The sequence below is a fragment of the Luteibacter sp. 9133 genome (genome assembly GCF_000800155.1).
Classification (GTDB): domain Bacteria; phylum Pseudomonadota; class Gammaproteobacteria; order Xanthomonadales; family Rhodanobacteraceae; genus Luteibacter; species Luteibacter mycovicinus.
In genome coordinates, this window is record NZ_JUHO01000001.1 from 3,806,939 (window position 1) to 3,828,315 (window position 21,377).

General features: G+C 66.9%; 20 protein-coding genes. 15 read left to right on the forward strand and 5 right to left on the reverse strand.

The genetic code is table 11. The annotated features are described in order from the left end of the window. Positions 1 to 40 precede the first annotated feature (40 nt). Positions 41 to 574, reverse strand: coding sequence for a DUF2782 domain-containing protein (locus tag FA87_RS16620; protein WP_036110089.1), 534 nt, complete (start codon positions 572 to 574; stop codon positions 41 to 43). Between the two features lie 109 nt (positions 575 to 683). Here FA87_RS16620 and polA point away from each other — a divergent pair, with 109 nt between their 5' ends. From polA to FA87_RS16650, 6 genes are all read left to right on the forward strand, one after another. Continuing rightward, positions 684 to 3,434: a DNA polymerase I gene (polA, locus tag FA87_RS16625; protein WP_043696113.1), complete on the forward strand. Its 2,751-nt coding sequence runs from the start codon at positions 684 to 686 to the stop codon at positions 3,432 to 3,434. Between the two features lie 400 nt (positions 3,435 to 3,834). Continuing rightward, positions 3,835 to 4,053 carry a hypothetical protein gene (locus FA87_RS16630; RefSeq protein ID WP_036110084.1) on the forward strand — a complete coding sequence of 73 codons (219 nt, stop codon included), beginning with the start codon at positions 3,835 to 3,837 and terminating at the stop codon, positions 4,051 to 4,053. A 46-nt stretch (positions 4,054 to 4,099) separates the two neighbouring features. Continuing rightward, on the forward strand, positions 4,100 to 6,307 hold the full coding sequence (gene uvrD, locus FA87_RS16635) for a DNA helicase II (RefSeq protein WP_043696116.1): 2,208 nt from the start codon (positions 4,100 to 4,102) through the stop codon (positions 6,305 to 6,307). Between the two features lie 67 nt (positions 6,308 to 6,374). After that, positions 6,375 to 8,090 (forward strand): molecular chaperone HscC, encoded by a 1,716-nt coding sequence (locus FA87_RS16640; RefSeq protein ID WP_043696119.1) that lies wholly within the window; start codon positions 6,375 to 6,377, stop codon positions 8,088 to 8,090. Between the two features lie 5 nt (positions 8,091 to 8,095). Next, positions 8,096 to 9,013 carry a J domain-containing protein gene (locus tag FA87_RS16645; RefSeq protein WP_043696122.1) on the forward strand — a complete coding sequence of 306 codons (918 nt, stop codon included), beginning with the start codon at positions 8,096 to 8,098 and terminating at the stop codon, positions 9,011 to 9,013. Continuing rightward, positions 9,010 to 10,155, forward strand: coding sequence for a hypothetical protein (locus tag FA87_RS16650; RefSeq protein ID WP_043696125.1), 1,146 nt, complete (start codon positions 9,010 to 9,012; stop codon positions 10,153 to 10,155). The genes FA87_RS16645 and FA87_RS16650 overlap by 4 nt, the downstream gene beginning before the upstream one ends. Here FA87_RS16650 and FA87_RS16655 read toward each other — a convergent pair whose 3' ends face one another. The 3 genes from FA87_RS16655 to FA87_RS16665 are packed head-to-tail and all read right to left on the reverse strand — an operon-like array spanning position 10,156 to position 13,395. Then, positions 10,156 to 11,409 (reverse strand): heme biosynthesis HemY N-terminal domain-containing protein, encoded by a 1,254-nt coding sequence (locus tag FA87_RS16655; RefSeq protein ID WP_043696128.1) that lies wholly within the window; start codon positions 11,407 to 11,409, stop codon positions 10,156 to 10,158. Continuing rightward, positions 11,406 to 12,578 carry a uroporphyrinogen-III C-methyltransferase gene (locus FA87_RS16660; RefSeq protein WP_081996622.1) on the reverse strand — a complete coding sequence of 391 codons (1,173 nt, stop codon included), beginning with the start codon at positions 12,576 to 12,578 and terminating at the stop codon, positions 11,406 to 11,408. Before FA87_RS16660 ends, FA87_RS16655 begins: the two co-directional genes overlap by 4 nt. 46 nt (positions 12,579 to 12,624) lie before the next feature. Then, positions 12,625 to 13,395: a uroporphyrinogen-III synthase gene (locus tag FA87_RS16665; protein ID WP_036110068.1), complete on the reverse strand. Its 771-nt coding sequence runs from the start codon at positions 13,393 to 13,395 to the stop codon at positions 12,625 to 12,627. A 121-nt stretch (positions 13,396 to 13,516) separates the two neighbouring features. Between FA87_RS16665 and FA87_RS16670 the strand changes: the two genes are divergently transcribed. Genes FA87_RS16670 through FA87_RS16680 form a run of 3 tightly spaced genes read left to right on the forward strand, consistent with a single transcriptional unit; the run spans position 13,517 to position 14,918 of the window. Further along, on the forward strand, positions 13,517 to 13,981 hold the full coding sequence (locus tag FA87_RS16670; RefSeq protein WP_036110065.1) for a YiiD C-terminal domain-containing protein: 465 nt from the start codon (positions 13,517 to 13,519) through the stop codon (positions 13,979 to 13,981). A 29-nt stretch (positions 13,982 to 14,010) separates the two neighbouring features. Next, positions 14,011 to 14,424, forward strand: a complete 414-nt coding sequence (locus FA87_RS16675) for a hypothetical protein (protein ID WP_043696131.1) — start codon at positions 14,011 to 14,013, stop codon at positions 14,422 to 14,424. Between the two features lie 47 nt (positions 14,425 to 14,471). Next, the gene (locus FA87_RS16680) at positions 14,472 to 14,918 is read left to right on the forward strand and encodes a rhodanese-like domain-containing protein (RefSeq protein ID WP_036110059.1); all 447 of its coding nucleotides are present in this window, start codon (positions 14,472 to 14,474) and stop codon (positions 14,916 to 14,918) included. 90 nt (positions 14,919 to 15,008) lie between these two features. Here FA87_RS16680 and FA87_RS16685 read toward each other — a convergent pair whose 3' ends face one another. Further along, positions 15,009 to 16,097: a 2Fe-2S iron-sulfur cluster-binding protein gene (locus tag FA87_RS16685; protein WP_043696135.1), complete on the reverse strand. Its 1,089-nt coding sequence runs from the start codon at positions 16,095 to 16,097 to the stop codon at positions 15,009 to 15,011. A gap of 15 nt (positions 16,098 to 16,112) precedes the next feature. Here FA87_RS16685 and FA87_RS16690 point away from each other — a divergent pair, with 15 nt between their 5' ends. From FA87_RS16690 to FA87_RS16715, 6 genes are all read left to right on the forward strand, one after another. Continuing rightward, on the forward strand, positions 16,113 to 16,565 hold the full coding sequence (locus FA87_RS16690) for a hotdog fold thioesterase (RefSeq protein ID WP_043696138.1): 453 nt from the start codon (positions 16,113 to 16,115) through the stop codon (positions 16,563 to 16,565). Beyond that, entirely contained in the window at positions 16,562 to 17,506 is a 945-nt protein-coding gene (locus FA87_RS16695; RefSeq protein WP_043696141.1) for a serine/threonine protein kinase, read from the forward strand. The genes FA87_RS16690 and FA87_RS16695 overlap by 4 nt, the downstream gene beginning before the upstream one ends. Positions 17,507 to 17,538: 32 nt before the next feature. Further along, positions 17,539 to 17,982, forward strand: a complete 444-nt coding sequence (locus FA87_RS16700; protein WP_036110047.1) for a hypothetical protein — start codon at positions 17,539 to 17,541, stop codon at positions 17,980 to 17,982. A 19-nt stretch (positions 17,983 to 18,001) separates the two neighbouring features. Further along, positions 18,002 to 19,171 carry a class I SAM-dependent rRNA methyltransferase gene (locus tag FA87_RS16705; RefSeq protein WP_043696144.1) on the forward strand — a complete coding sequence of 390 codons (1,170 nt, stop codon included), beginning with the start codon at positions 18,002 to 18,004 and terminating at the stop codon, positions 19,169 to 19,171. A 48-nt stretch (positions 19,172 to 19,219) separates the two neighbouring features. Further along, positions 19,220 to 20,302: a DNA topoisomerase IB gene (locus FA87_RS16710; RefSeq protein WP_052191409.1), complete on the forward strand. Its 1,083-nt coding sequence runs from the start codon at positions 19,220 to 19,222 to the stop codon at positions 20,300 to 20,302. A 65-nt stretch (positions 20,303 to 20,367) separates the two neighbouring features. After that, positions 20,368 to 21,288 (forward strand): hypothetical protein, encoded by a 921-nt coding sequence (locus tag FA87_RS16715; RefSeq protein WP_156128583.1) that lies wholly within the window; start codon positions 20,368 to 20,370, stop codon positions 21,286 to 21,288. Positions 21,289 to 21,377 lie beyond the last annotated feature (89 nt).

Consider the following 21,377-nt stretch of genomic DNA (forward strand, 5'->3'; position numbering starts at 1 on the left):
GCAGGAGCCCGCCTGCCACAGCGGGCACCCATTCAACCCGTCAGTTCGAACCGGCGGGCTTCGGCGCGGCGCCCCACTCGTAGACCTTGTAGTACACCGGATTCACGGGGCCGTTCTTGGGGTCGTTGTGCAGCTTGCCGTCCGGGTCGGCCATATACGTCTGCGGAACGCCGTTCTTGGGCGTCACGACGACCATGAACAGCTTGCCGCCCGTACGGTATTCCTCAACGCGGTCGCCATTGTCCTGATTGCGCACGGTCACCTGAGGTGCCTGCTGGCCGCGGGCGTCGACGGCGCCCCTGTCCTGCATGGTCGGCAGGTCGACCGGCGAGCGAACGCCCTGGGCGTCCGAGGTGGCCGGCGTCGACTTGCCGTCCTGGGCCTCATCGTAGGTCACCGGCCGGTCTACGGGCTTCTGCCCCGAGCGGTCGGCTTCACCCGGCTTGACGCCCGGATCGTTCAGCCCCGGTGGCGGCGGGAGGGGGGCGAACTTCGGATCCGTGGCGGTTTGCGCGGCGGCGGGCAGCGCCAGGACGAGGGCGAGCGCGGCGACGAGGACAGACGAGCGGTTCATGGGGAATCTCTCCAGGCGGGGGAACGAGGATAGCAAGGCGCCACCCTGTTTCCACGTGAACGATCGGCCATGACGAACCCTGCGCGACCGGCCGTGAGAGAATCCGGGGATGCCTACACTCACGCTCATCGACGGGTCCTCGTACCTGTATCGCGCGTTCCACGCGCTGCCTCCCCTGACCAATGCTTTCGGCGAACCCACGGGCGCGCTGTTCGGTATCGTCAACATGCTGCGCACGACCATGAAGGCCGGTTCCGACTACGTCGCCTTCGTCTGCGACGCGCCGGGACGTACCTTCCGCGACGATCTGTACCCGGAGTACAAGGCCAACCGCCCGTCGATGCCGGACGACCTGCGCGCGCAGGTCGAACCGATGATGAAAATCGTCGGCGCACTGGGCTTTCCCATCCTTTGCGTGGCCGGCGTCGAAGCCGACGACGTGATCGGCACCCTCGCCCGCCAGGCGGCCGAGCAGGGCATCGATACGATCATCTCCACCGGCGACAAGGATTTCGCGCAGATGGTCGGCAAGCACACGCTGCTGATCAACACGATGACCAACACCACCATGGATGCCGACGGCGTCTTCGCCAAGTTCGGTGTTCGTCCCGAGCAGATCGTCGATTACCTCACCCTCATGGGAGACAGCATCGACAACGTTCCGGGTGTGGAAAAGTGCGGGCCGAAGACGGCGGCGAAATGGCTGGGCGAGTACGGCAACCTCGATACGTTGCTTGCCAATGCCGACAAGATCGGCGGCAAGATCGGCGAGAACCTGCGCGCGGCCATCCCGCGCCTGCCGCTATCCCGCGAGCTGGTGACGATCCGTACCGATGTGCCGCTGGAATTTGCGCCGGTCGACCTGTCGATGCGCGATCGCGATGTCGACGCACTGCGAGAGCTTTATGCGCGCTATGACTTCAAGGCCGCGCTGAAAGACATCGAGGCAGGCACTGACGCACCGGCCAGGGCTTCTGTGTCCGCGGCGGGTTCCGCCGCGCCGGCGACATCGGCCGCTCCGGTGGTCGCCGCACCGGATGTCTCGCTGTCCCACCCCGGCGAATACGAACTGGTCCTCACCGAAGACCGCCTCGCCGCGTGGCTGGAGAAGCTCGAAACCGCGACGCTCATCGCCTTCGATACCGAAACCACCAGTATCGACGCGATGATGGCGGAGATCGTCGGCGTGTCGCTTGCCGTGGAACCCGGCAAAGCCGCGTATATCCCGCTGGCCCACGATTATCCCGGCGCGCCGGCGCAGCTGCCGAGGGATCATGTGCTCAGCGCGCTGAAACCGGTCCTCGAAGATCCGAAGCGCCGCAAGGTCGGTCAGCACGGCAAGTACGACATCAATGTCCTGTCGCACTACGGTATCGACGTGCAGGGGCTGGCGCACGACACCATGCTGGAGTCGTACATCTTCAACGCCACCGCCACGCGCCATGACATGGACTCGCTGGCCCAGCGCTACCTCGGCTACACGACGATCAAGTACGAACAGGTCGCCGGCAAGGGCGCGAAGCAGATTCCGTTTTCGCAGGTGGACTGCGACACGGCCTGCCGCTACGCCGCGGAAGACGCCGACATCACGCTGCGCCTGCACCACGCGCTGTGGCCGAAGCTCGAAGCCGAGCCGTCGCTGCGTGACGTCTATCAGGACATCGAGGTACCACTCGTCCCCGTCCTTGCGAAGATGGAGCGCACCGGCGTATTGATCGATGCGCACGTGCTGCGTCTGCAGAGCCAGCAGCTCGGCAAGCGCATGCTGGAATTGCAGAGCGTCGCGCACGCGTCGGCCGGTCACGAGTTCAACCTCGACTCACCGAAGCAGCTGCAGGCCGTGCTGTTCGACGAGCTCGGTCTCGCGGCGAAGGTGAAGACGCCGACCGGCCAGCCCTCGACCAACGAGGAAGCGCTCGAAGCGATCGCCGAAACGCACGAACTGCCGCGCATCATCCTCGAGTACCGCGGCCTCGCCAAGCTGCGCTCGACGTACACCGACAAGCTCGCCGGCATCGTCAACCCGCGTACGGGCCGCGTACACACCAGCTACCACCAGGGCGCGGTCGCTACAGGCCGCATCAGCTCGTCGGACCCGAATCTGCAGAACATTCCGGTGCGCACCGAGGAAGGCCGGCGCATCCGCCAGGCCTTCGTCGCGCCGCCGGGATGGCGCATCGTCGCGGCCGACTACTCCCAGATCGAGCTGCGCATCATGGCGCACCTGTCCAGCGACGAGGGTCTGGTTCGCGCATTCCGGGAGGGAGGCGACGTCCACCGTGCCACCGCGGCGGAAGTCTTCGGCGTACCGGCCGATGAGGTCACCACCAACCAGCGCCGCGCGGCGAAGGCGATCAACTTCGGCCTGATGTACGGCATGAGCGCTTTCGGGCTCGCGAAGCAGCTCGGCGTCGATCGAGGCGAAGCATCCGATTACATGGGTCGCTACTTCTCGCGCTATCCCGGCGTCCGCACGTTCATGGACACGACCCGTGAGCAGGCGCATCGCGACGGCTACGTGCAGACGTTGTTCGGCCGCCGCCTGTATCTGGACAATCTGAACTCGCGCAATCAGGCGTTTCGCGCCGGTGCTGAGCGCGCCGCCATCAACGCGCCGATGCAGGGAACCGCCGCCGACATCATCAAGCGCGCGATGATCGCGGTATCGGGCTGGATCGAAGGCCGCGACGATGTCCGCCTGCTGATGCAGGTGCACGATGAACTGGTCTTCGAGGTTCGCGAAGACGCCGTTGACGAGATCCGCGCCGGCATCGAGAAGCACATGACCGGTGCGGCGTCGCTCAGCGTGCCGCTACAGGTCGACATCGGCGTCGGAGCCAACTGGGACGAGGCGCACTAAGGATGTAGCAGGCGCCGTACCGCGGCGTTCATGGTCGTTTTCGGAACCACGCGGACGTCCAAACGTAAGATTTCCGTTTTGTCGTTCATATTGAATGACGGCAACTCGTTGATAAGTCAGCCCATGAATACGGGCTGACTTTTTTTTCCGATCCGTTGCAACTTTGTCGTCGTTCGCGCGTCTATATCTTCGGACGCACGCAACGGCGTCCCATCGGTGGATCCCACCTCCCTGGGATCACCTCAGGACGACCCGGTCTTCCCCTGGGCCCGGTCATCCACCCCGCCCCGGAGGCTCCCCTGGCCTCCGGGGTTTTTTTTGCGGAAACCGGCTCTCCCCACGTCGTCCTCACATCCGTCAACGCATCCTCCCGCCCACATCGAACCGGGAGGAATCAAACATGCGTGCAGGCCTGATTGTCGTTGGCGTCATCCTTGTCGCGGCAGGTATCTGGATCACCGTCGGCGGCGGCAGCTATCAGAAGACCGACACCGTCGCGTCGCTGGGACCGGCCAAGATCGAAGCGACCCATAACAAGTCCATCCCGCAGTGGGTGGGCATCGCCGGGATCGTGATCGGCGGCATCGTCGCCGTCGCGGGCATCGCGCAGAAGCGCTGATCGCCCCGTCGGGCCAAGGTGGGAGCCCAGCCGCTACAATGGGCGGATGGATGTCTCCCACCTTCTCGACGATCTGAACGACGCCCAGCGTGAGGCTGTCAGTGCCCCACCCGGCCATTACCTGATTCTCGCGGGGGCCGGCTCCGGCAAGACCCGCGTCCTGATCAACCGCATCGGCTGGCTGACCCAAGTCGAACGCGTGCCGCCCTGGGCGATCCTGGCGGTCACCTTTACCAATAAGGCGGCGGGCGAAATGCGCTCGCGCCTGGACGGGATCATCCCTGGCGGTACGCAGGGGCTTACCGTCGGCACCTTCCACGGCATCGCCCACCGCCTGCTCCGCCGTCACTGGCGCGAGGCCGGACTGGTCGAGGGGTTTCAGATCCTCGACTCCGACGACCAGCAACGGCTGATCAAGCGGGTGATCGCCGGCATGGGGCTGGACGAGGCGCGTTTCCCGCCGCGTCAGGCCGCCTGGCAGATCAACAACTGGAAAGACGAGGGCAAGCGCCCGGACAGCATCGAGCACCGCGACCATCCGGTCACGCGCACGTTCGTCGAGGTCTACAAGGCGTACGAGCAGCAGTGCCAGCGCGCCGGCCTGGTCGACTTCGCCGAGTTGCTGCTGCGCGCGCACGAGCTCTGGCTGAAGGATCCACAGGTACTCAAGCACTACCAGGATCGCTGGCGCTACCTGCTGATCGACGAGTTCCAGGACACCAACACGCTGCAGTACGCGTGGATCCGCGTGCTCGCCGGCAACACGGGGCAGGTCTTCGTGGTCGGCGACGACGATCAGGCGATCTACGGCTGGCGCGGCGCAAAGGTGGAAAACGTGCAGCAGTTCCTGCGCGATTTTCAGGGCGCCAGGACCATCCGCCTCGAGCAGAATTACCGTTCCACCTCGACCATCCTCAACGCCGCCAACGCAGTGATCGCCCGTAACGGCGGACGCCTGGGCAAGCAGTTGTGGACCGACGGCGGCGAAGGCGAGCGCATCGCGCTGTATGCGGCGTACAACGAGCAGGACGAAGCACGCTTCGTGGTCGAACGCATCCGCGAGCACATCGCGGAGCATGGCAATGCCCGCGACTGCGCCATTCTCTACCGCTCCAACGCACAGTCGCGCAACTTCGAAGAACAGCTCATCCAGCGCGATACGCCTTACCGCGTGTATGGCGGCCTGCGCTTCTTCGAGCGCGCCGAAATCAAGGACGCGCTGGCCTATCTGCGCCTCGCCTCCAACCGTCATGACGACGCCGCCTTCGAGCGCGCGGTGAACACGCCGCCTCGCGGCATCGGCGACCGCACGCTCGACGAACTGCGCCGCCGCGCGCGCAGCGATGGCAGCTCGATGTGGGAATCCACACTCACCGAAGCCTCGATCGGTTCGCTGGCGGGCCGGGCGAAGAACGCACTGAAGGCCTTCATCGGGCTCATCGACAATCTGGCTCGTACCTTCGGCGGTCACGACAACGTCAGCGGTGACGACACCCCCACCGCGCTCGACCTCGCCGAGCAGATCGAACACGCCATCCTGCATACCGGTCTGCGCGACTTCTACGAAAACGACAAGCGCGGCAACGGGGAGGCCCGGGTCGAGAACCTGGACGAGCTGGTCAACGTGGCCAGCCGCTTCGAGATGACGCCGGAAGATGTGGATGCCGGGCTCAACGAGCTGTCCGCCTTCCTGTCGCACGCCGCGCTGGAGGCGGGCGAAGGTCAGGGCGAAGCCTGGGACGACTGCGTCCAGCTGATGACCCTGCATTCGGCCAAGGGCCTGGAATTCCCGGTGGTGTTCCTCGTCGGCATGGAGGAAGGCCTGTTCCCGAGCCAGCGCTCCACGGAGGAGGAGAACCGCCTCGAGGAAGAACGACGTCTGGCGTATGTGGGCATCACGCGCGCCCGCGAGCGCCTGTTCCTCTCGCATGCGGAATCGCGCCGCATGCACGGCACCGAGATGCTCGCCCGACCGTCTCGCTTCCTTGGCGAGATCCCGCCCGAACTGATCGATGAGCTGCGCCCGCGGGTGCAGGTGTCCCGCCCGGCGTATGCGGACCGTTACGCCGGTAATTCATCGCTCGAGGAAGCCTCGCCGATTCGCCTGGGACAGCGGGTCAGCCACCCCAAGTTCGGCGAGGGCACCATCGTCAGTGCCGAGGGCGCCGGTGCGCACATGCGCGTCCAGGTGAATTTCGAGGATGCCGGGAGCAAGTGGTTGGTTTACGCTTATGCCAATCTGACCGCGTTGTAAGGGGGCTCCAACGCCGATCGCCTGGCATGGACGACTACGCGGCTCATGCAGGCAAGGGAAGAAAGGCATGATCGTCGGGATCGACCTGGGAACCACCAACAGTCTCGTCGCCGCGTGGATCGATGGCGCGCCGCGCCTCATTCCGAATGCGCTGGGCGGCGTGCTGACGCCTTCGTGCGTCGGCATCGATGACGACGGCAGCGTCCTCGTCGGCGCGGCGGCACGCGAGCGCCTGCAGACCCATCCGCAGCGCACGGCGTCCCTGTTCAAGCGGTACATGGGCAGTGCCCGGACCGTACGTCTGGCCGATCGCGACTATCGCCCGGAAGAACTTTCCGCCCTGGTCCTGCGTTCACTGAAAGCGGATGCCGAAGCATTCCTTGGCCAGCCCGTCACCGAGGCCATCGTCACCGTACCGGCGTATTTCTCCGATGCGCAGCGCAAAGCCACGCGTGTCGCCGGTGAACTCGCCGGGCTGAAGGTCGAGCGGTTGCTCAACGAGCCTACGGCCGCGGCACTGGCTTATGGCTTGCATGACGCCGGCGGCGAGACCCAGTTTCTGGTCTTCGACCTGGGCGGCGGCACCTTCGACGTGTCGATTCTGGAGATGTTCGAAGGTGTCATGGAAGTGCGCGCCAGCGCGGGTGACAACATGCTGGGTGGCGAGGATTTCGCCACACTGATTGCCGATCTCGCTTTCGTCGAGGGTATCCCGCAAGCCGCACGCGACGATGCAAGGTTCATGCAGCGCCTCGCGGCACGGGCGGAAATCGCCAAGCGTGAGCTGAGTACGCAGGGAAAGGCGCGCTTGGAGATCGCCTGGCGTGACCAGACCGTTGCCGTGGCGCTCGACGGGGACGCGTTCGAGAAGCTCGCCCAGCCCCTTCTGAACCGCCTGTGGCGGCCGATCGAGCGCGCGTTGCGTGACGCGCGCATTCGCGCCGCGGACCTGGACAACGTGGTGCTGGCCGGCGGTGCCACACGTATGCCGATGATTCGTGCGCTGGCGACACGCATGTTCGGGCGTTTCCCCGCGGTCGGTCACCCTCCCGACGAGGTGGTCGTGCTCGGCGCCGCCGTGCAGGCGGGCCTGAAAATGAAGGACAAGGCGCTCGACGAGACGGTAATGACCGATGTATGCCCGTACACGCTCGGTACGGAAGTGTCGCGACGGATCGAGAACGGCGCCCAGGCCGCCGGCTTCTATGCGCCGGTGATCGAGCGCAACACGGTGGTGCCGGTGAGTCGTGTACAGCGTTTCGTCCCGCTGACACCGCAGCAGAAACAGATCCGGATCGGTGTGTATCAGGGCGAGTCGCGCATGGTGCGCGATAACATCTCACTGGGTGAACTGACCTTGCCGCTGGAGCCGGGCCCCGGACACGCCGACGGTGTGGATGTTCGCTTCACCTACGACGTCAATGGCCTGCTCGAGGTGGAGGTCACCGTCGTCGCGACGGGCAAGGTCGAGCAGCTCGTGATCGAGAGCGGCGATACGCACATGCAACCCGCCGAAGTCGCCCGTCGCCTTGCCGCGCTTTCCGAGCTGAAGATCCATCCCCGCGACACCCTGGAAAACAGGACGCTGCTCGCGCGGGCGGAACGCATGTACGAGCAATCGCTGGGCGATCTGCGCGATCGTCTCGGCGACTTCATTCTCCGCTTCGAACAGACGCTCGCCACGCAGGATCCGCGACTGATCGCACGCGACGCGGCGGCCTTCCGCGAGGCGATCGACAGCGTCGAACGTGACCATTACCTCGTGCCGGATCCGGCGGTCTGACCGCCATGGAATCATCCTTCTTCACCGTGCTGGGCATCGACCCCGACGCCGATGAGCGTGCCATCCGGCGCGCGTATGCCTCACGCCTGAAGGCCATCGATCCGGCACGGGACCCAGCGGCCTTTGCGACGCTGCGCGAGGCGTATGAACAGGCTCAAGCGCGGTATCGCGACGGCGCGGGCGCCGACGTTCCGCGCCAGCACGCGGTGACGGACGATGTTCCACCGACACCCGCGACAGCCAGCCTCGACCCCCGGGACGAAGCGAGCGCTGCCTTGTCGTCCTTTGCGGGCAGCCTTGTCGCGGAGCCCGGCACCGGCGCGCGTGTGCTTCTGTATCGCGTGACGCAGACCGTACGCGGCCACGTCGATGCGCCGGTCTGGTTCGAAGTGCTGCTGATCGCCGCGATCGCCGGACAGGATTTGACCAGGCGCGATGAGGTCTTCGCCGCGGCGACGCAGGAATTCCACTGGAACGAGGTCGGCCGTCTCGCCGAGCTGGGCGATCACGGGCGCTGGGTCGAACACGTGCTCGTCCAGGAGACCGGATGGAAGGCACTGCCGGAACGCGTGCAGGAGCGGGTTTTCGACGCGATTCGCGCCGCCACACGCGAGGACGACGTGCGGGCGCCCCACGTGGTCGCCGCATGGCCCCTGATCGCCCGATATCTCGGTACGTATCGAACCTACCTGTCACTTCGCGTCACGAACGAGGTGCTCGAGGCCTGGCGCGAGGCGTTTGCGGCCTTGCCGCCGGCGCGTCGTCGCAAGCTCGAACGCAAGGCGGAGCGCGGCGCGGCACCGGCGGCGTGGTGGAGCTGGATCAGGGAGCGTTTCACCGGCGGACTTGCCTGGCTCTTCTACTTCGGCATGGCGGTCCGCATCGCCGTCGCCGTCTTTCGCCAGCTCGGATGGATGAAGTGACCGCGGGAACCCCGTGGCATCTGCAGGTGCTCGGGTTGCCGGGGTATGCGGACCCGGTCGCCGTCCGTCGCGCGTACGCCGCAGCGCTCCGTCAGATCGATCCCGAAACGGATCCCGCCGGTTTCGGCAGGCTGCGCGAAGCGTACGAAGCGGCCCGGGCCTGGTGCGAGGCGGGAGCAAGCGAGCCGCCCCTCGCCGTGTCGACGGACGTCGGGGCGCTCCGGGACGACGCCCGTGAGCCGGAAGAAGTGACCACCGGCGCATCCCCCGACCATCCCCCCGTGACGGACAACACACTGGCGCTGGCCATGGATTTCGCCGCCGAGGTCGGTACCCACGGCGCCGGGCAGGTGGCTGCTCTTCTGGCTGCATCGCTGGCGGAGGTGCGCAAGCAATACATCGATGCGCCGGGACTGTACGAGGAACACCTGATCGATCTGGTCGCGCTGCAACGTATCGGCCACCGGGTGGCCGTCTTCGCGGCGGCGGAAGAGCAGTTCCACTGGCACGAGGTGGGCCATCTTGCCGCGCTGGGCAAACGGGGCCAGTGGGTCGAGAAGGTGCTGTCCGAACGCGATGCGTGGAACGAGCTGGGTACCGACCAGCGCCATGGATGGCTTGCGGTCTTCGCCCGTGCCGAGACGTCGCTGGACACATCGCTGCTGCGACACTGGCCTGAGGTGGCAAGGCTCCGCGAGAGCTATCCGGCGTGGCTCGGCCTGCACCTGTCGCATGACACGCTGCAAGCATGGCAATCCATGTTCGAGGCGCAGTCGCCATCCTCCCAGGACATGTACAGGCGCATGGCGTTGCCCGATTCGGCCTTTCTCCCGGTCGGGGTCGCCCGTGCCCGCGAACGCGCACGAGGCAGGTCGTCCTCGTGGCTGGCGGTGCTGGTCATTTCGATGTGCGTGGGCATCGGACATCTGGTCTTTAACGGATTCGCAGACAAACCTTCCGTGCCGTACGACCCGACGCCATTACCGGCGGATACGCCACGCCAGTGTGCCGATCTCTATCTGGAACTCGATGCGCCTGACGCGTTGGCCGGACGGGCACCTGTGGAGGCGGAACGCCTCAAGACACGTGCGGACCGCTGCGCCAGGGCCGGGCACTGGCATCCGCCAGTGCCCGGTCGCTGATCACGGCGACAAACGCGGCACCCCGTGCTGATCACGCTCTTCCACCGCGGTGACACGCGTATCGATACGTCCCGTACGGATCTCGGGCAGTGCCTCGGTGACCTCGCCGCGCGCCAGTGCCAGCGCGTTGCGATAGCAACGCTGGGCAATGGCGGGATTCTCTTCGCCGACGTAGACGTCGCCAAGCGCTTCCCAGGCGGCGACGCTGGGCTCGATGGCCAGCGCGCGCTCCAGCAGCGGCTTCGCCTTGCCCCACAGGCGCACGCGAACGCACATACGGCCGACTGCCGTAAGCAGTGCCGCATCGTTCGGATGCGTGTCGATCCAGGCCTCCGCCTTGCGCAGGCGCTGGTCGATGTCTTCCGCACCCATGCCGCCATAGGTGGCGATCAGTGTCGGCGACCATTCGCGACGCAGTGACGTCTCGATCTCGTCCATCGCCGCCATGATCTGACCATGACGCGCCGCCTGGCGCGCATACGCGTCCACGGCCGCGGGCAGGCGACGCTGCCCCTTCGGCAGCTGCGACCACAACGCGGCCAGTGCCGCGCCATCCGGCGCGCTGGCGATATACGCCGCGACGATGCGCGATTCCAGTTCGGTAAAGGCACGCGAGCCGAACTCGCCGCTCTTCTGCAAGGGTTCGATCGCGCGGACCGCGCCGCGTGCGTCACCCGAGGCGAGCGAGGCTTCGGCAAATTCGATCCAGCCCGCGGGCGTGAGCGCACCGCTGTTAGCCTCGGGCGCCAGCAGGGTGGCGGCGTCGGCCGGTTTGCCGGCACGACGCAACAGGCGGGCACGCAACACGCGGGCGGCACGCGGCGTTTCCTGCGCGGCCTGGTCGAGTGTTTCCAGCGCTCGGGTCGACTCGCCGTGACGCTCGGCGGCTTCGGCGGCGGCGAGCAGGGCGGGACCGCGAACGGAGGGGTAACGCGCCGCGCGGTTGAGGTCGCGCTCGGCTTCGCCGTGCCGCCCTTCGATCAGCGAGACGAGGCCATCGGAGAGACGGCGACGGCTGAGGTTGCGGTGACGACGCGTCATCGCCCCGAACGGCCAGCGGATCAGCGCCACGAGCGCGGTGATCGCCGCCCATGCCAGCAACAGGATCACGACGGCGGTCACCACCGTCATCTGCACGTTGGTGCCACGCAGGTGGATCAGCACGTAGCCGGGGTCCTCGGCGACCCAGTGCCACGCGAAGGCGGCGATCACCGCGATGAGAATGAGACCGACAATCCAGCGCCAGAGCTTCATGGCGTGGCCTTCGGCGCCGGAGCGGCGCTCGACGGAACGGCCGGTGCCGCAGGCGCGGACGCGCTGGCCGCATGGGCGGGACTACCATTGGTGTCGCCACCTTTCAGCGCATGCACGGAACGCAGGTTGCGCAGTTCCGCGAGCGCGGCGCCGAGCTTCGGCTCCTGCCCCTTCGCCTGACTGGCCAGCAGTGCGGCGATGCGCGATCGCGCAGCCTGCACGGCGGGCGAAGTCGGATCGAAGCGGGCGGCCAGCGTGGCATCCACGCGCTTGAGCGCGGCATGGCGGCCGACGTCGTCGTAGGCAAGCACGGCCGATTCCGCATGGGCCACATCCAGCGCAGCCAGTTCGCGTGCGATGCGATCGTCGGCCAGACCCAGCGGGGTGCCGTCGTCGTGACTGACCTTGACGATGCTGCCCAGCGCGTCGCCGGCACGCTGCCAGAAATTTCGATCCTGAGCCGTGTCGTTCTTCGCGTCGGTGCTCGTCAGCGGCAGCGTCGGGATCTGTGCACGCAGGTCGGCCAGTGCCGCCAGATCGCTGGCCCGTGCAGGCGGAGCGATGCCGTTGAGCGCTTCGCGTTCGGCGGCCACGTTCTGGCGTACCGCGGAGAACGCACTGTCGTTAACCGACGCCAGCGCCTTGTCGGCGAGGTCGTAAGCAGACAGCGCGCCATTGGCGTCGCCGAACAGGGCGAAGCGCTCCTTCGCCATGCGCAGCAGGGATTCGGCTTCGTCGAGCAGCATCGCGTCATGACCGCTCAGGCTGCGCTCGGACAGGTTGGCTACCGCATCCTCGAGGTTCTTCGTACGCTCGGACACGCCGAGCATCTCTTCGCGTGCGGAACGATTCACGCCATCGGCGTCACCGACCCGGCGACGAAGATTGGCGTTGTCGTCGCGCAGACCGTCGACGGCGGCCTGCAGCGTGTCCACCTGCCCGCGCAGACCGTTCGCCGCGCCCAGATCCTGGCGCATGTTCCAGACGGTCCAGCCTGTGTAACCCGCCGCGCCGAGCGCGGCCAGCGAGAGCAGGATGGCAACGGCAAGCGCGCCACCCCCACGGCGTGGAGCGGGGTCGCGCGACCGTTGCGCACGGGCGGTCGGAGGCGCGGCGGCCGGGGCCGGCTGCGCCGGGACGGAATCGGTCGGTGGGGTCTCGGTCGTCATGGGCCGCATGCTAGCAGGCCGTACGCCAACGCATGGAACACATCCCTCAACGGCGCGTGAACGACACCTGGCTTGCGGCCGCGAGGAGGTCGCCCGGTAGCGCCGAGGCAGCCACCACCACGCGTTCGAAACCGACCTGCACCGCGATATCGCGCAGCCGCTCACTGCTGACGACGGCCACCGCCTGGATCAGGCGGCGCCACGCAGGAGCGATCAGAGCGCGGTGCAGATGATCGAGCGCCTCGGCGCTGGAAAGCAGGACGGCGGAGCGGCGCGTGAGCTTGAGGAGCGGGTCGATGTGCCGACGATCCAGCCGGGGCGCCACCCGGTGATAGACGTGGATCTCCGCCAGGAGGGCGCCCCGTGCCACGAGTTGCTCGCGGAGCAGCCCGCGCCCGCCTGCGGCGCCGATCAGAGCCACACGGCGGCCCCGGATGTCCGCCAGTTCGGGAAGATCGAGCACACCCTCGCTGTTCTGAGACGTTTCTGGGAAGCGCGCATCGGGCAGGTTCGCGGTACGCAGGGCACGCGCCGTGCCGCGCCCGACGGCGATCACCACGGCGCGCGTGGCCAGCGGCAGCACGTCGGCGGCGAAACGCACGGCGGCAGGGCTGGTGAAAATCAGGATATCGCCCTCGAGTGCACGACGCAGATCGGCGTCGACGGCACTCGCATCCTCCGTGGCGCGCAACGAGAGCCCGGGTACGCTCACCGGAATGCCGCCGAGCTTGCGTACACGACGGCTCATCGGGCCAGCCGTGCCTGCGGGCCGGGTAATCACGACCGTGACGTTGCGAAGCGGGTGGGTACGGCTCACGTGAAAGCATCCTGCGAGTGATACGGCAGCATAGAAAGATGCGGGCCGCGTCACCAATGCCGAAGGTTGGGGCGCCATACGGATGCGAACGGATTACCTCGCCTCGTAGACTTGACCGCTTATGACTTCGATACCCGACGATCTCGCCAGCCTCGAGCGCTTCATCCTCGACGGCATCCCCCTCGCGCAGGCCATGCGGGTGCACCTCGCCGAGTTCGATGGCGAACGCCTTGTCATGACCGCCCCGCTCGCCCCCAACATCAACGACAAGGCCTGTGCGTTCGGCGGCAGCCTGGTCACCCTGATGACCCTGGCCTGCTGGAGCCTGGTCGAGGCCATGCTGCGCCGTCGCGGCAGCGACTGCGATGTCTTCGTGGCGGATTCGACGGTGCGCTACCTGGATCCGGTCTGGACCGACCTGCGCGCGGAGGCCAGTCTGGCGCCCGGCGCGCGATGGAGCTCCTTTTTCGCGACGCTGGACGGGCGCGGCAGGGCCCGCGCCGACTTCACCTGCGTCGTCCCCGGCGGTAACGGCAAACCGCTTGCCAGCATGGACGCGCGCTTCGTGGCGAAACGCCGGGCATAATGCCCGCCGACGCCTCAACGGACCCTGCCATGCGCCGACTCGCCCTGTCCTCCCTCGTGCTCGTGCTCGCGACCCTCTCCGGCTGCGCCACGGACATTCGTAACCAGGCGCTCAACAGCACCCTGATGAACTACGCGGGCTCGATCCGCTGGGGCGATTTCACCGGCGCGCAGATCTATATCGATCCGGATTATGCCGAGGAGCACCCGGTCAGCCAGGTCGAAATGAGCCGGCTCGCCCAGCTGCGGGTGACCGGCTACGACGAGGGCGGCGGCCCGCGGCCCGATGGCCCGGACGATGTCGTCCAGTTGGTCCAGATCAGCGTGGTCAACATCAACACGCAGGCGGAGCGGACCGTCCTCGACCGCCAGCGCTGGCACTACGACCGCGAAAAGAAGAAGTGGCGCCTGATGACGGGCCTGCCGAACTTCACACCGCAGTGAAGCCGCTATAATCGACCGTTTAGCCCTATTGGCACGCGGAAGACCCGATGAACGACGTTTTGCAGAAGTTGCCCCAGTTCGTGAGCAACCATGGCGCGCTGGTCGCGCTTTTCGTGGTCATCCTGATCGCCCTGATCGCGGGCGAAGTCAGCGTGCTGTTCCGCAAGTGGAAGAGCCTGACGCCGGCCGGGCTCACCCAGCTGATCAACCGCGACACCCCGCTCATCGTCGACCTGTCGGCCAGCGCCGACTTCGAGAAGGCCCACATTCCGGGCGCAAAGAACGTCGCGATGAGCCAGTTCGACCCTGAAACCCAGAAGGACCTGAGCAAGGCGAAGGAGCTTCCGGTCGTGCTGGTCGACAAGGACGGGCGTGGCGTCGGCAAGGCGGCCAACCGCCTGATCAAGGCGGGCTTCGCCAGGGTGTTCGTGCTGGAAGGCGGCACCTACGGCTGGCAGGCCGCCCAGTTGCCGACAGCGAAAGGCAAACGGTAGGAGCGCGCCCCGCGCGCGATCCAGACCTGCGAAAGCGCCGGAAGCCCCTGGAGCCCCCCCCCTGGACCGCCAGAGCGCCCCCGGGGACCGCTAGAGCCCGTGAATCCCCGCGCGCCCGCGCAGGATCGCATCGAGCACATCCGGCGCCAGATCGAACGAGTCGAAATACAGCCGGTCTTCCGGAAGACCGGCCTCGACAAAGAAGTCCCGGCCCGCCGCGATCATGGCCGGCGGCCCGCTCATGTAGAGCTCCACGCCCGTCAGGTCCGGATGGTCCGCCAGCAACGCGTTGTGGACCAGTCCCTCGCGCAACCCGCCGGCCTTCGCTTCGTCCGGATCGGACAGCACCGGCGTGAAGGTGATGTTCGGCACCTTGCTGGCCCATGAGCGCGCAAGGTCGAGCAGGTACAGATCCGCGGCGATCCGCGCGCCCCAGTAGATATGCATGGGACGGCGCGTACCCAGCGCGATGAAGTGTTCGACGATGGCCTTCACCGGCGCGAAGCCCGTACCGCCAGCCATGAACAGCATGGGACGCTCGGAGTCCTCACGCGGCACGAAGGTCCCCAGGGGCGCTTCGATCGCGAGGCGATCGCCGACTTTCAGCGACTCGTACACCCACGACGTGAATCCGCCGCCGGGGACGTGACGCACGTGCAGTTCGATGAGCCCGTCGCGGCGAGGGCCACTGGCGATCGAGAACGGGCGATGCTTGCCGTCCTCGAGGATCACATCCAGGTACTGACCTGGCAGCCAGTTCAGCCGGTCGCCCTGTAAAGGACGCAGCCAGATGCCTACGACATCGGGTGCGAGGAGGCGACGCTCGACCACCTCCGTCTCGACACGACGATGCGGGATGTCCTCGACGGAGGCGATCTCGCGAGCGCGAATGGCGATGTCGCCTTGCGGCACGGCCTGGCAGAGCAGGATCGCGTGGTGCTCGCTCTCCGACGCCGACAACGCCATGGGCGGATTGCGCGGGTAGGCGCAGTCGCCTTCGACCAGCGTGGCCTTGCAGCTGCCGCACACACCGCCACGGCAGGAGTACGGCAGCGCGATACCCGCCCGCTGGGCGGCTTCGAGTACGGTTTCGTTAGTCTCGGCGTCGAATCGCTTGCCGGACGATGTCAGGGTTACGGTGGGCACCTGCGCATTGTAGGACAATGATGGCTTGCTCATGGGACGACCCCACGTATGGCCATCTGGAAAGACCCCATCGACCTCGCTCGCATCAACGGCTGGAGCCGGGGGACGATGATGGAAACCCTCGACATCCGCTTCACCGACTTCGGCGACGACTGGCTGCGCGGCACCATGCCTGTCGATCACCGCACGCAGCAACCGTTCGGTCTCCTGCACGGCGGTGCTTCCGTCGTGCTGGCCGAGACGCTCGGAAGCTCCGCCGCCCTGCTGACGCTGGACGTCGAGAAAGAAGTCGCCGTCGGCCTCGACATCAATGCCAACCATATCCGCGGCGTGCGCGGCGGCATCGTCACGGGCACGGCCAAAGCCCTGCATCTGGGTCGCACCACGCAGGTCTGGGAAATCCGCATCGAAGAGGAACAGGGCAAGCTGGTCTGCCTCTCGCGCCTGACCATGGCGGTGATTCCATCGCCGGGTGGCGCGCCGGGAAACCTGCGCTCGTGAGCGAAAGCGCGCCGTACGCCGCCCTGTCGCCGGATGTCGTGCTGGCCGCCGTGGACGCCACCGGCACCTGGAGCGATGGCCGGCTGTTGACGCTCAACAGCTACGAGAACCGTGTGTTTCAGGTCGGCCTGGAAGACGGTGGTTTCGTGGTGGCCAAGTTCTATCGCCCGGGCCGCTGGACCGATGCCGCCATCGGGGAAGAGCACGCGTTCGCCCTCGAACTCGCCGCGGCGGAACTGCCGATGGTCGCGCCTCTCACCTTCGATGGGCGGACGATGCTGCGCCATGAGGGTTATCGCTACGCCGTGTATCCGCGCCGGGGTGGCCGCGCGCCATCGCTCGAATCGGCGGACCAGCTCGAATGGCTGGGACGGTTGCTCGGTCGCATGCATGCGATCGGTGCGCGCCAGCCGTTTCGTGCCCGTACCACGCTCGACCGGGCGACGATGATCGACATGCCGACGCGCGCCGCGCTGGGTTCCGACCTGCTGCCCGCGCATCTTTTCGATGCGTATCGCAACGCCGCGTCGCGCGTGGACGACGCCGTGGCGAACCGCATCGAAGCGGTCGGACCGGTTCACCGCATCCGCCTGCACGGCGACTGCCATCCGGGCAACGTCCTGTGGACCGACGCCGGCCCGCACTTCGTCGACCTGGACGACGCGCGCATGGGACCGGCCGTGCAGGATCTGTGGATGCTCGCGGGCGACGACGCCATGATGGATGCCTTGCTCGAAGGCTACGGCCAGTTTCGCGACTTCGACCCGACGGAGCTGGCGCTGGTGCCCGCACTGCGCGCGATGCGCCAGGTGCATTACGCCGGCTGGATCGCCGAACGCTGGCACGACCCGGCTTTCCCCGCCGCGTTTCCCTTCGCGGCCGAGTCCCGCTGGTGGGAACAGCACATCGCCGATCTGCACGACATCGCCGACGACCTTTAATCACATCTTTTCGCTTTCTCGTGGAGACCGCTTTGAATTCTTTCTTCACCCGCATCATCGCCGTGTTCGAAATCGCCGGCGGCCTGTTCGGTCTGGTCCATCAGTTCGAGCGTCTGCTCAACGGACGCTTCAGCGGTGTCGATGCCATCGTTGCCGTACTGGGCGTGCTGCTTTTCGGCTTCATCCTCGTCGCCGGCGTTCTGCTGGCAAGTAACGACGGTCGCGGCACGCAGATGTCGATCTGGGCCCAGTTCCTCCAGGCCCCGCTGATCGCCACCCCGATGTTCAGCTATGCGCTGTCCAGCGGCGCCTTCGCCAATCTCTCGGTCACCCTGCAGCGCTCGCCGCACCTGGGCTTCGACTGGGCGATCGCGGAGCATGGCTGGTTGCTCGCCCTCGGCGGCCCGTCTGCCGCGCATCTGGGAATCAACCTGCTGGCCCTCGTTTCCTGGCTGGTGCTGCGCTTCGGCCGCTGAGCCCCGGTATCATGGGCGGATGAATACGCCAGCCCTGCCCGTCATCCGCCTCAAAAACGACCGCGTCCCCGGCCATCCGTGGGTCTGGTCGGCCCAGATCGTCAAACCCGACGACCGCCTGCCCCCCGGCACCGTCGTCGAGGTACACGATGCCCGGGGTCGCTTTATTGGGCGGGGTTTCTGGAATGGCCACGCCCGCGTGGCCCTGCGCCTGCTCACCACCGACGCGGACCAGTCGATCGACGAGGGCTGGATTGCCGCCCGCATCGCGCGCGCCGTCGAACTGCGCCGCGAACTGCTCCGTCTGGACGAGGTCAGCGACGCCTGGCGTGTCGTGCACAGCGAAGGCGACGGCCTTTCCGGCCTCGTCGTCGACCGTTACGCCAATCACCTGGTGGTCGAGTATTTCGCCGCCGGCATGTGGCGCTTCCGCGACGCCATCCACGCCGAACTGCAGAAGCACTTCCCGGGCGCCTCGCTGTACTGGTTCGCCGAGCAGCACGTGCAGCGCCAGGAGTCCTTCGACGTCCGCTCCAACGAGCCGCCGACCGCGGTCGATGTGCACGAACACGGCCTGTCCTTCCATGCGGCGCCGGGCCTGGGTCACAAGACCGGCTTCTTCGCGGACCAGCGCGACAACCGTCGCCGCTTCGCGCAGCTGGCGCGTGGCCGCCGCGTGCTCGATCTGTGCTGCAACGCCGGCGGCTTCGCCGTGCACGCGATGAAGGCCGGCGCCCGCGAGGCCACCGGCGTGGACGCGGACGCCGCCATCCTCGAGGTCGCCCGTGAGAATGCGCGCATGAACGGCGTCGAGGCCACGTTCGAACAGGGCGACGTCTTCGAATGGCTGCGCGCCGCGATCGACCGTGGCGACACCTGGGACGCGATCGTGCTCGATCCGCCCAAGCTCACCCGCGACCGCAACCAGGTCATCAACGCGCTGAAGAAGTACTTCGCGATGAACCGCACGGCGCTCGACGTGCTCGCACCGGGCGGCATCCTGCTGACCTGCTCGTGCACGGGCCTGGTCGGCGAGGACGATTTCCTCGAGATGATCCGCCGTGTCGCCCTCAACGCGGGCCGCGAACTGCAGGTCCTTCACGTCGACGGTGCCGGCGCGGACCATCCCGTGGCCAGCAACGTGCCCGAGAACCGCTACCTCAAGGCGGTGTTCTGCCGCGTCGGCTGACGAGGCGTTCACCGGGCCTTGATCGCCCGCTGGCCCACACTCCGGGCCATGTCCAGGAAGCCGCCCACCGACGCCCTCGTGGTCGTCACCGCCGAACAGGCCCACGCGAAAGCGGCGGGCCTGGTGTATGTCTGCGACACCGACGCGGGCATCACCCGATGCAAGCGCGGGCGGGCGTTTTCCTACCTCGACGCCGAAGGCAAGCGGATCACCGACGAGGATGTGCTTGCCAGGATCCGTGCCCTGGCCATCCCCCCGGCGTACACCCGCGTCTGGATCTGCCCGAACGAACGCGGCCATCTGCAAGCCACCGGACGCGACGCCCGCGAACGCAAGCAGTACCGCTATCACGCGAAGTGGCGCAACGTCCGCGATCGCGGCAAGTTCGAACGTGTCCTCGAGTTCGGCAAGGTGCTGCCCGCCCTGCGACGTCGCCTTAGCAAGGACCTGGCCCTGCCGGGGTTGCCACGCGACAAGGTGCTTGCCCTGATCGTCAGCCTGCTCGAGGAAACGATGATCCGCGTGGGCAACGATACCTACGCGAAACAGAACAACTCGTTCGGCCTGACCACCCTTCGCTCGCGGCATGTAGCCGTCCATAAGGGGCGCATCGAGTTCCACTTCCGCGGCAAGAGTGGCCAGTGGCGCGACGTGGAGCTGGACGACCGTCGGCTGGTGAAGATCGTGCGCCGCGTGCAGGAGCTGCCCGGCCAGCGCGTCTTTCAGTACCTCGACGACGAGGGCAACCGGCAGCCGGTGGATTCCGGCATGGTCAACGACTACCTGCGCAGGGTGACGGGCGGGGAATTCACCGCCAAGGATTTCCGTACCTGGGGCGGTACCGTGCATGCGGTCGCCACGCTGGCGGCAACGCCGCTACCGGACAAGGGCGGTCAGGCGGCCCTGCGCACGACGCTGGCGGGCGCCGTGAAAGAGGTGGCCGCCGTGCTCGGCAATACGCCTGCGGTCTGCCGCGCGTCTTACATTCACCCCGAGGTGTTCGAGGGGTGGCTCGTCGGCGAGCTCCATCGGCATGTGCCACCTACCGGCCTCCATGCGCCGCGCAAGTTGGAAGCACTGACCCTGGCTTTTCTGCGACGGCGCCTTCGTGCGTCCGCCCGCTCCCGCTGACGCATGCGGATGGCTATAGTGCGCACACGGGGTTCGCGTTCCATTTTCCAGAGGTTGGTTTGACGATGTCGCGGTGGAAGGTGTTTCCCGTCATGTTCGGTCTGGCGACCGTGTCCGGTGCGCTGGCCCAGGAGGCGCCCGCCGCGCCCCCTTTCGCTCTCCCCGATGCGCAGAGCCACCGTGGCGTCGTCGACGACACGTGGATCGTCGCGCCGAAACGACTCCCAGGCGCGACGCTCGCGGCGGTGAAGAACTACGCGGATGAAGGTGACATCGCCGCCGGCGTCTCGCTGCGCTATCACATCGATGGCGCGGACTGGATCATCGCCGACGTGTTCATCTACCCCGCCGGCGAAGGCGATGCGTCGAAGATGCTGAAACAGGCCGCGGACGACTTCCGCGAATCGGTCGACTTCGCCGAGCGCCAGCAGATCTACCGCAACGTGTGGTGGGGAGACGAGGCTCCCTATACGGCGTCGCTGGCGGGTGGGAAGAAACTCGAGGGGCGGTTCCTGCCGATCGTGTTCGATGCGCAGCAGGACATGCTGACCTCGCGCGCCTACCTGTTCTATCGCAAGCTGTACTTCGTGAAGATTCGCCTGAGCACGACGGTGGAGGCGGTCGATTCCCTGGCCGAGCGCGCCGACAAGTTCATCGGCAACCTGCTCGACGGCGTCGATATCGTCAGTGTGGGCGGCTGCGGCAAGAAGATGGACATCATGGCGCTGCCTAGCGGGCAGACCGCCCCGGCGGATTTCACCGACAGCGTGAGCCCGGACGGTTTCGGCATCGCCATCAGCATGTCGAAGGCGGGTGGTGCCACGTACGCCACGCAGATGACCAGGGCGATGGCGGTTGCCGCGCGTCGGCAGCTCGCCACGGGCTGCACGTCAGTCAACTACAAGCCGCCGGGTGACGACAGTGTGCGCGCGGTGCTGCACTTACGCTTCGGGCCCGAGGACTGGGGTGCCGCGCCGCGACACTGATCGGAAGAAGCGGCCGGGACGCGTCCCACGCCCGGCCGCTGTCGGTCACCGTGGCGAGTCGTTCTCAAATCCTTGAGCCGACCCGCCAC